Origin of the sequence: Streptomyces hirsutus, from assembly GCF_001418415.1 — a bacterium.
GTDB classification, from domain to species: Bacteria; Actinomycetota; Actinomycetes; order Streptomycetales; family Streptomycetaceae; genus Streptomyces; species Streptomyces hirsutus.
This window is the reverse complement of record NZ_LIQT01000311.1, coordinates 1-9,182: the sequence shown is the minus strand read 5'-3', so window position 1 is coordinate 9,182 and position 9,182 is coordinate 1. Positions and strand designations below refer to the sequence as shown.

7 protein-coding genes and 1 pseudogene are annotated in these 9,182 nt (G+C 70.1%); 2 read left to right on the top strand and 6 right to left on the bottom strand.

Annotation, left to right across the window (positions count from 1 at the left end; translation table 11 throughout):
• Nucleotides 1-11 precede the first annotated feature (11 nt).
• The 4 genes and pseudogenes from AOK11_RS22855 to AOK11_RS22840 form a co-directional block, all read right to left on the bottom strand.
• A complete protein-coding gene (locus AOK11_RS22855; RefSeq protein WP_055595597.1) occupies nucleotides 12-3,287 on the bottom strand; it encodes a glycoside hydrolase family 2 in 3,276 nt (1,091 codons plus the stop codon).
• 319 nt (nucleotides 3,288-3,606) lie between these two features.
• A complete protein-coding gene (locus AOK11_RS22850) occupies nucleotides 3,607-4,410 on the bottom strand; it encodes an SAM-dependent methyltransferase (RefSeq protein ID WP_206188901.1) in 804 nt (267 codons plus the stop codon).
• Between the two features lie 116 nt (nucleotides 4,411-4,526).
• Nucleotides 4,527-4,754: pseudogene (locus AOK11_RS22845) on the bottom strand (DUF397 domain-containing protein); the annotation flags it as partial.
• Nucleotides 4,751-5,620 (bottom strand): helix-turn-helix domain-containing protein, encoded by an 870-nt coding sequence (locus tag AOK11_RS22840; protein WP_107098653.1) that lies wholly within the window; start codon nucleotides 5,618-5,620, stop codon nucleotides 4,751-4,753. The gene AOK11_RS22840 and the pseudogene AOK11_RS22845, both read right to left, overlap by 4 nt.
• 257 nt (nucleotides 5,621-5,877) lie before the next feature.
• Here AOK11_RS22840 and AOK11_RS22835 point away from each other — a divergent pair, with 257 nt between their 5' ends.
• Entirely contained in the window at nucleotides 5,878-6,336 is a 459-nt protein-coding gene (locus tag AOK11_RS22835; protein WP_240497454.1) for an ATP-binding protein, read from the top strand.
• A 138-nt stretch (nucleotides 6,337-6,474) separates the two neighbouring features.
• Nucleotides 6,475-7,077 (top strand): TetR/AcrR family transcriptional regulator, encoded by a 603-nt coding sequence (locus AOK11_RS22830; protein WP_055595595.1) that lies wholly within the window; start codon nucleotides 6,475-6,477, stop codon nucleotides 7,075-7,077.
• 184 nt (nucleotides 7,078-7,261) lie between these two features.
• Here the strand turns inward: AOK11_RS22830 and AOK11_RS22825 are convergent, their stop codons facing one another.
• Together AOK11_RS22825 and AOK11_RS22820 are read right to left on the bottom strand one after the other, a co-directional pair.
• Nucleotides 7,262-7,861 (bottom strand): DinB family protein, encoded by a 600-nt coding sequence (locus AOK11_RS22825; RefSeq protein ID WP_055595594.1) that lies wholly within the window; start codon nucleotides 7,859-7,861, stop codon nucleotides 7,262-7,264.
• 99 nt (nucleotides 7,862-7,960) lie between these two features.
• The coding region (locus AOK11_RS22820) for a tetratricopeptide repeat protein (protein ID WP_055595593.1) at nucleotides 7,961-9,182 on the bottom strand (1,222 nt) is incomplete at its 5' end.

Sequence of the window (9,182 nt, the reverse complement as noted above, 5' to 3'; positions counted from 1 at the left end):
CGGCGCCCCGACTACGGCTTCTCCCGGTCGTGCAGGGCGCTCACCTCCTCGGCGGTGAGTGCCCTGTCGTACGCGTGGACCTCGTCCACCGCGCCGTCCCAGAAGTCGGTGTCGCCGCCGTTCCACTGGGCGCGGCCCACGGCGAGCGGTCCGGTGCCGACGTAGGCGGGGCCGGCGGTGGAGGTCGCCGCCGGTTCGCCGTCGACGTAGAGGTCGATCTCGCCCCGCGCGTCGTCACGGACACCGACGAGGTGGTACCAGCGGCCCGTGTCCGGCTTCGTCTCCAGCCGGGCGCGCTTCCCGTCGGGGGTGCTGAAGGCGAAGGCGCCCTGCCCGTACTGCAGGTAGAACGGGCTGGCCTGGCGCCGCCCGTCCTGACTGATCGCGGTGGCGTAGTTGCCGGGGAGCGAGTCGAGCCTGACCCAGCCGGCGACGGAGTAGCTGCCGGTGGTGTCGAGTACGGGGCCGTCGGTCTCGGCGTGCTGCCCCTGCCCGTCGAACTCGAGCGCGCTGCCGTTGACGCCGGGGGTCCAGCCGGCGCCCTCGGTGAGCGTCAGGGGCTTGCCGTTGGGGCCGCCGTCCTTCGCGGTCGTGCCGGTGCCCTCGTCGAGGGTCCAGTGGCCGCCGCCCTTCAGCTGCTCCCGCTCGCCCGCGGCGGCGCCGGCCGCGATCACCTTGCGGTTGGCCTCGCGCACCCGGACCGGGTCGACCTTGATCTCCCGGCGGTCGTAGGTGTAGAGGCCGTTCAGCTCGTTCTCCAGGTCGGTGATCTGTGTGTACACCGAACCGGAGAGTTCGGCGGCGGCCTGGTCGAGGTAGAACCGCTCGGTGTTCTCCACGTACTTGCGGGTCAGCGCCTCCTTGTCGGCGACCCCGCTGTAGATCACCGTCGGCGTGCCGGGCCACATGTGGCCGGGGGTGCGCAGGGTGAAGCCGCCGTGCTCGCCGTCCATGGCCGCCCGGTGGTCGGGGAACGGCGGGTCGTCGTTGTTGTAGTCGTGGTGGTCGATGATGTCGCCCTTGCCCGAGTCGCCCTTGGAGTTGCAGCAGTTGACACCGCTGTGGGCGTTGACGACGCGGGAGGGGTCGGCGGCCTTCACCGACTCGGCGATGCGGCCGCTCTCCTCGCGGTTCCACTCGCCCCAGCCCTCGTTGAAGACGATCCAGCCGATGACCGAGGGCGAGTTGTGGTGCTGGCGCATCATCTCGCGGCCCTGGTCGACGAAGGCCTTCTGTCCGGTCCCGTTGGTGATGTTCCCGGAGACGAAGTCCTGCCAGACCAGCAGGCCGAGCTTGTCGGCGTGGTAGAACCAGCGTGCCGGCTCCACCTTGATGTGCTTGCGGACGGCGTTGAAGCCGAGCTTCTTGTGCGCCTCGAGGTCGAAGGCCAGTGCCTTGTCACTGGGGGCGGTGTAGAGGCCGTCGGGCCAGAAGCCCTGGTCGAGGGTGGCGAGGGAGAAGACGGGCTTTCCGTTGAGCACCAGTTTCCGGTAGCCGCCGACCTCCTCGATCCCGATCTCGCGCATGCCGAAGTAGCTGCCGACCTTGTCGGTGGACCGGCCGTCGGTCAGCTGGACGTCGAGGTCGTAGAGGTAGGGGTCGTCGGGGCTCCACAGGTGCTGTTTCGTCACGGGGAGCTGGAGCCGGCGGTTGGCGGGCCCGCTGACCTTGCCGACGACCTTCCCGCGGGCGTCGCGGGCGACGGCCTCCACGCGCGCCTTCGGGGAGGCGCCCTCGGACTCGACGGTCACCGCCAGGCTGCCGGTGTCGATGTCGGGCGTGGTGACGACGTTGTCAATGGCGGTGTCGGCGACGGGCTCCATCCAGACCGTCTGCCAGATCCCGGACGTCTGGGTGTAGAAGATGCCGCTGGGGCTGGTGTGCTGCTTGCCCGTCGGCTGGTCGGCGCCGCCGGTGTCGGTGACCGCGACCACGACCTCCTGCGCGCCCCTGCCCTTGAGCGCGTCGGTGATGTCGGCGCTGAACGCGGTGTACCCACCGGTGTGTTCGGCGACCTTCCTGCCGTTGACCCAGACGCGGGCCTGGTAGTCCACGGCGCCGAAGTGGAGCTTCAGCCGCTTGCCCTGGCCGACCTTCCAGTTCTTCGGCACCTCGACGAGCTTGCGGTAGAACATGTGGTCCTCGTGCCGTTCGAGCCCGGACAGCTGGGACTCGACGGGGAACGGCACGGTGATCCTCTCGTCCAGGTTCCTGCCGAAGACCGGTTGCTCGCCCGCCTTCGCACCGCTGAACTGCCAGGTCCCGTTGAGGTTCTTCCACTGGGAGCGCACCTGCTGCGGGCGGGGGTGCTCCGGCAGCGGGTTCTTCCTGTCCAGCTTGTCGCCCCACGGTGTGGTGAGCCGGTGGCCGGAGGCGTTCGCGGCGTAGCGGACGATCCGGGGCACGGTCTTGCCACCTGCCGTCAGCCCGCCTTCGCCGTCGTAGGTGAACCGGACCTGCTGGTTCTTCTGGACGGGCTTCGCGAGCGTGACGAGGAGGGAGGTGCGGTCGCCGGGGGCGGCCTTCACCGAGGTGACCGGCATGGCGGTCGTGTCGGCCTCGATCTTCAGGTGCTCCGCGACCTCGTCGAGGTCCCCGACCCGTTCCTCGAAGCGGGCGCGCAGCCGCTTCCCGTCCTCGGTGACCGACAGGTCCACCGGGAAGACCTCGAAGCCGGCGGGCGGTGTGAACGCCGACGCGGGGACGAGTTGCTTGGGCGTCGTCGGGCTCGACCAGCGCAGGAACATGTTCGACCCGCCGAGGTCCTGGAACATCTCCAGCCGGAAGGTGTGCTTCTCGCCGGCGGCCAGCCTGATCGGCTCGCTGGTCTGCTCCCTGTCCCAGTCCGGCTCCCAGTGGTCGATGACCGGCTTGTCGTCGATGAAGAGGCGGAACCCGTTGTCGCCGATGGCGTGGAACGTGTAGTCGCCGGTCTCCGGCGCTTCGATCTGCCCCGTCCAGCGGGCGGTCGTGTGCTCCGTCCTCCCGGTCAGTTCCTCGAACGTGCTCGTCAGACCGGAGAAGTTGATCTGCGGCTCCAGGAGGGTGCCGCCGAGTTCGGCGAAGTCCCTTGCTCCCGGCGCGGACATGCTGAAGTACTCGCCCTTCAGGCCGTGCTGCTCGACGGCGGCATCGGCTGCCGCACCGGCGGTACGCGCGGACGTGCTGCTGCTCGCGGGTTCCGCGGCCGCCGCGGCGGGAACCGCGGCGCTCGTGGGCAGGACCAGGGCCGCGGCGGTCAGCAGGGCCCACCACCGGGCTCTCGGGCGGGTGTGTTGTCTTGTCATCGAACCTTTCCTCGCGCAGGGGGCTTGGAGACAGGACGAAACGGACTGCATCAGGTGAACGGCCGTTCCGGCCGGGGGTGTTCACCGGTGGCCGACGCGGGCCCGCCGGTGCGGAACGGCACCGGCGCTGCGATGGCCAGAGACCCTTTCAACGTTGGAAATTCACTGTGCAGCGGAATGACAACACGTTGTCGAACGGCTGTCCAGACCTCGCGCACAGCCGGCCGGCCGTCGGGAACCCGCGCAGCCGGGGCGCGAGGGAGGCGGGGCCGTCACGGCGGGCCACGGAGGACCGGAGCGGGTCGCGGCGGCGCGAGCCTCAGGGAATGCGGGCGACTCCGACGTACAACGGGATCTGCTCACTCCGGCCGTACTGCCCCCCGGGCTCCGGGTGCCAGCGCTCCGCGAGTTCTATGCCGGGGTCGATCAGCTCGAGTCCCGCGAAGAACCCGGCGAACTCGTCGCGTGACCGGACCTGGGCGGAGGTCCCTCCCTTGCGGTAGACCTCGACGACACGCTCCCAGGTCTCGGCGTCGAAGTCTCCTGTCGCGTGGGAGAGAGCCAGGTAGCTGCCGGGAGCAAGGGACTTGAGCAGTTCGGACACGATCCGGTAGGGGTCGTCCTCCTCTGCCACCAGGTGCAGCAGGGCCACCAAGGACAGGCTGACCGGCTGGTCGAAGTCGAGGGTCTCCCTCGCCGCCGCGAGAATCTTCTCCGGCTCCCTCGCGTCGGCCTGGATGTAGGCGGTGCCGCCCTCCGGCGTGCTGTGCAGGAGCGCCTCGGCATGCCTGAGGACGATCGGGTCGTTGTCCGCGTACACCACGCGGGCCTCGGGAGTGACTCTCTGGACGATCTGATGGAGATTGGGCTCGGTGGGTATTCCCGTGCCGATGTCGAGGAACTGACGGACGCCCCGCTCCGCGAGCAGCCGGGCGGCCCGGTGCATGAAGTCGCGGTTGACCCGCGCCATCTCCTTCACCGCGGGGAAGAAGGAGATCACCTTCTCGGCGGCTTCCCAGTCGACGGGATAGTTGTCCTTTCCGTCGAGGAAGTAGTCGTACATTCGAGCCGACTGGGGTTTGCTGGTGTCGATGTCGTCCGCGTTGAATCCCGCGTCTGTCACTTCAGTCCTCCGCTGCGGCATCGGCATGGTGATGCATTTCGTTCGATCGATACTGATCAGTACGCTTCAGTGTGCTCATGAAGGGACGCGCCCCGGCACGTTCCAGACAGGTCTCGGGCAACGAGGAAGTCGACCGCTCCCGCCTTGGCCGCCCTGACCAGTTCGGCGATCGCGGCGGTGGTGCAGATGAGGGCAGGGCCGTCGGGGTCCGCCGACTGCCTCAGCGCCACCCTCCCCTCGCCGAGTTTCTTCACCTCGACACAGTTTCCGTTATTGCTGCCGCTCCACGGTTTGTGCCACCCCTCGGTTCCCAGATCACCCGTGGCGTTCATCGTGTGCTTCATCGTTCCCACTCCTTGCGGACGTCCGAAAGGAATTCCCTGGTGCGCCCCTGGGACATCGCCTGGGCGCTCATCCGGTCGAGCACCTCGCGGTACAGCGCGACTTCTCTCCGATCCTCGCTGTACTGGGCGCCGCTGAGATTGTCCGTGCCGACGATGTCCGGGAAATCCGGCATCGGAAGACGGAAGAGAGTGAAGGGTCCGAACGCGCCCGGGTGCAGTCCGGCGGTGAAGGGCAGCACCTGAAGGGTGACGTTCGACAGGTCCGTCACCTCGATCAGACGGTCGATCTGGGCCTTCATGACCTCGGGCCCGCCGGCCGGTCGCCGCAGGACGGTCTCGTCCATGACGATCCACAGCCGGGGCGCAGCCGGGTCCCGGCGGGTGAGCAGCGCCTGACGCTCCATCCGCAGCGCCACGCGCCGGGTCAGTTCCTCCTGTGTCGGGTGGGGGCGGTTCAGCCTCAGGACGTCGCGGGCGTAGTCCTCGGTCTGGAGGAGGCCCGGGACGACGTGGGGTTCGTAGCCCCTTATGCGGGTGGCCGAGTTCTCCAGACTGACGTGCACCGCGAACCAGTCCGGCAGGGCGTCACGGTAACTCTTCCACCAGCCGGGCTGGTTGGCCTGGTCGGTGAGGGCGAGGAACTCCCGGGCCTCGCCCTCCGGTACGCCGTAGATCTCCAACAGCGCCTTGACCGTGGCCCACTTCAGGGTGACCTTGGCCTGTTCCATTCTGGTGACCGTGGTGTGGGCCTGGCGCAGCCTGGCACCGACGTCCTGCGCCGAGAGGCCCTTGACCCGCCGCAGTTCATGGAGCCGTCTGCCCAGCACCATCTGAAGAACGGTCGGGGCCGACCGCGGTGCGCTCACGTCGCATGCCTCCTCGAACGGCCGGTCGCCGAGCAGTCTGCCACGGGCCTCACCTCGCGGACAGGAGCACAGCGAAGTTGTGCACTGTGCAAAGTGATGGGTTGCCAGGGAACTGACGGGGCAACCATAGTGACGGGGTGACCAGGTTTCCCCGGGCCGCATGCCGGGCGCCGGCTACGCGTGGCCACGTGGACGCCTGTCATGACCGCTCCTCCAGCGCACGGCATCCGGTTGCTCCCCCACGTTAGGAATGGTTCGTGGTCTTAGCCGACGCCACCCCCACGGCCGGTGGCACCCCTCCCCCCGACCTCGGCGGTGCCGCCTGCCGGGCCGCCTACTTCCTGCCCGCCGACCGCAGAACCGTCGGGAGGGCCCGCCATCTCGTGACGGAGCAGCTCGGCGTCTGGGGCGTCGTCCCGGACGACTGCGCCACAGCGGCCCTCGTGGTGAGCGAGCTCCTCACCAACGCCGTCCTCCACACGAGCAGCCGGAGAATCGCCTGCACCCTGGGAGCCACGCCGGACCTGGTGCTGATCCAGGTCACGGACGACGGCAGCGGTCCGTCCGTGCCCCGGACGCGACGGGCCGGTCCCCGGGACGAGGTCGGACGCGGGCTGCTGCTGGTCAAGGCCGTGTCGGAGCACTGGGGGGTGGGAGTCGCCGAGTACGGGGACGGCCGGACCGTATGGGCGATGCTGCGCACGGCCCGGTCCTGAGTCCGCAGCCGGTCCGCCCGGCCGGCTGTCACCGCCGGCCCGCGCTCTGACATCATGGATCAAACGGAACCCCGCTCCGGAACAAGGGTACGGAACCACGTTCCGTACAGCAGGTCCGGCAGCAAAGGGAGCGACCCGGTGAGCGACAGCGACGGCAGCGTCAGCAAGGAGACGGGGCGCCCGGGCCGGCCCAAGCGGACGGACGCCCGGCGCAACGAGAAGACGCTGCTCGACGCGGCGGCCACCGTCTTCGTCACCTCGGGCGTGGATGCGCCGGTGCGCGACATCGCGGCCGAGGCCGGTGTCGGGGTGGGCACGATCTACCGCCACTTCCCGACCCGGGCGGATCTCATCGTCGCCGTCTACCGGCATCAGGTCGAGGCCTGCGCCGGGGCCGGTCCGGCCCTGCTGGAGAGCAGCGCGACGCCGCACGCGGCGCTGCGGGAATGGATCGGTCTCTTCGTCGACTTCCTGGTCACCAAGCACGGACTCGCCGGTGTGCTGCAGTCGGACAACGCCGGCTTCGAGACGCTGCACGCCTACTTCCTCGACCGGCTCGTGCCCGTGTGCTCCCAACTGCTCGACGCCGCGGTCGCGTCCGGTGAGATCCGCACCGATGTGGAGGCCTACGCGCTCATGCGCGGCGTGGGGAACCTCTGCGTCGGCGCGGACAGCGACCCCCGCTACGACGCACGCCCGCTGGTCGACCTCCTGGTCACCGGGCTGCGGCAGCCGCGCTGACGCCCGCGGGCGTCCCTTCTCGCGGTATCCGGTCGACCGCGCCGACGGGAGCCTGCACAGCGTCGGGGTACAGGCGTGGGGCAGCGGGGTGCGGGAGGCGGACCACCGGGCCCGCGCCCGGAGCCTGCCGGTACGGACGGCGAGGGCACCGTGGAGACCGCACCGCGCTGCACGCCCCGGCCGGTCAGCGGCCGCCGGCCTCCCTCGCCGCCTGCTCCAGCCGGCTGCGGTGGGCCTCCCACCAGGCCGCTTCATGGGACGGCAGGTTGCTCGCTCCCTTCCCCCAGCCGACGGCCCCGTCGATGAGTTCCCGCAGGATGTCCGCGTGGCCGGCGTGCCGGTGGGTGTCGGCGATCACGCGCACCAGAAGGTGGTGCAGCGTGGTCCCGCTCCGCTCCTTCGGCCACCACGGGACGTGGCCGACGGTGTCGAGCGCGAGTGCCGCGAACGTGCTGTCCGCGTGCTCCCAGGCCCGGTGGTAGAGCGCGACGATCTCCTCGCGCGACTCGTCCGCGGTGGCCCACATGTCCGCGTTGGGTTCGGTGTCCCGCGTGTACCACCAGGACGGCGGATCCTGCCGGAAGAACGGCCGGCCGAACACGTCGCCGAAGTAGCCCAGTTCCACTCCGGCGGCGTGCTTGACCAGCCCCAGCAGGTTGGTGCCGGTGGGCGTCAGCGGGCGGCGGACGTCGTACTCCGGGAGTCCTTCGAGTTTCCACACCAGGGCTTCCCTGGCGTCCTGCAGATATCGGATCAGGTCCTTCTTCGGGTTCGGCTCCGTCATGCCCCGCAGTCTCGCACCGGCAACTGACAGCCGGTCGGGCGCCGCCCGGCGGCCGCCGCCCGACCGGGCGTGCCGACGCCCGGCGTCAAGGGCCAGAAGTCACCGTCCGAGCACGGAGGAGAACGCGTTGCGGATGTCGGACTTCGAGGGTGTGACGTACTTGTTCGAGGGAATGACGCCGTAGGTGAAGAAGAGCGACGGGCAGGTGGAGCCGCTGATCTGCACCGTGCGGTCGGCGACACGCTTGCCGGTGCGCAGCGCGTACACCTTCACCGGGAGCGAGACCCTGCGGAACGTGACGTCGGTGATCTGCCCGCTGGTCTCGCTCCGGTAGGGGCAGGTGCGGACGGCGCTCCCGAAGCCCTGCTGTCCCACGCACACCACCAGTGCGGCCTTTGCCGCGTCGGTGGTCCGCCAGGCGCCGGGAAGCTTGCCCGAGTGCTCGCTGTCTCCCAGGAACAGGGACCGGCCGGAGCCCGCGCGGCGGGCGGGGGCCCCCTCGTACTTCGCCGGCGCCTCGCAGTAGCGGTTCTCGCGCACCAACTGCTGGACCTCCTCCAGTTGCAGGGCCAGCACGGCCTTCCTGATCGCCTTGCGGGCCTGGCCCTCACGGCTGTCGCCGGGGTACTCGTCCAGCAGCCGCTGGTAGCGGGACTCCGCCTGCGACCACTCCTGTGTGCTCATCAGGGCGTCGCCGCAGCCCATCAGCGCGGCCGGAGCGAGCCGGTCGGCGGTCTCGGAGGAGCGGTCCAGGACCTGCTGACCCGGCTCGGTCTCCCGGTCGTTGAGCCAGTCCGTGATCCGGACCGTCTCGCAGGCATCGTCGGTGGGCAGTCCGTCCAGGAAACGGTCCAGGGAGGTCCCGACCGTGGCGTCGTTGCGGGAGTCCTCCTCCAGGATCGAGGCCAGCAGGCGGAAACCCGAGTTCAGGTCGTCCTGGTCGCCGTTCAGTCCGGCGGCCAGCCGGGTTTCCGCCGTCTCCAGTCGCTCACAGGTGTCGACCGCCCTGTCGCCGCGTGCGGCCACCGGGGCCGCGGCGACCCTGTGCCCCGCCCACACCTGTTCCTGGGCCTCCGTCACGGCCCCGCAGTCGCCGTCCGCGCGTGCCCGGGCGATGTCGTCCTCGATGCCGTGGGCGTCGAACCGCAGCAGTCCCACGCCCAGCAGCACCGCGACGGAGAGGCCGAGCGCGACCAGGCGCTGCGTCGTGCGCGGGCTGCCCTGCCGGCGCCGGGCGAGCAGCCAGCCGTGTGCCACGACCGCCGCCCACCACAGCAGCAGGAGCACCTCGCTCCAGGTCTCGGCGGTCGCGACCGTCGTC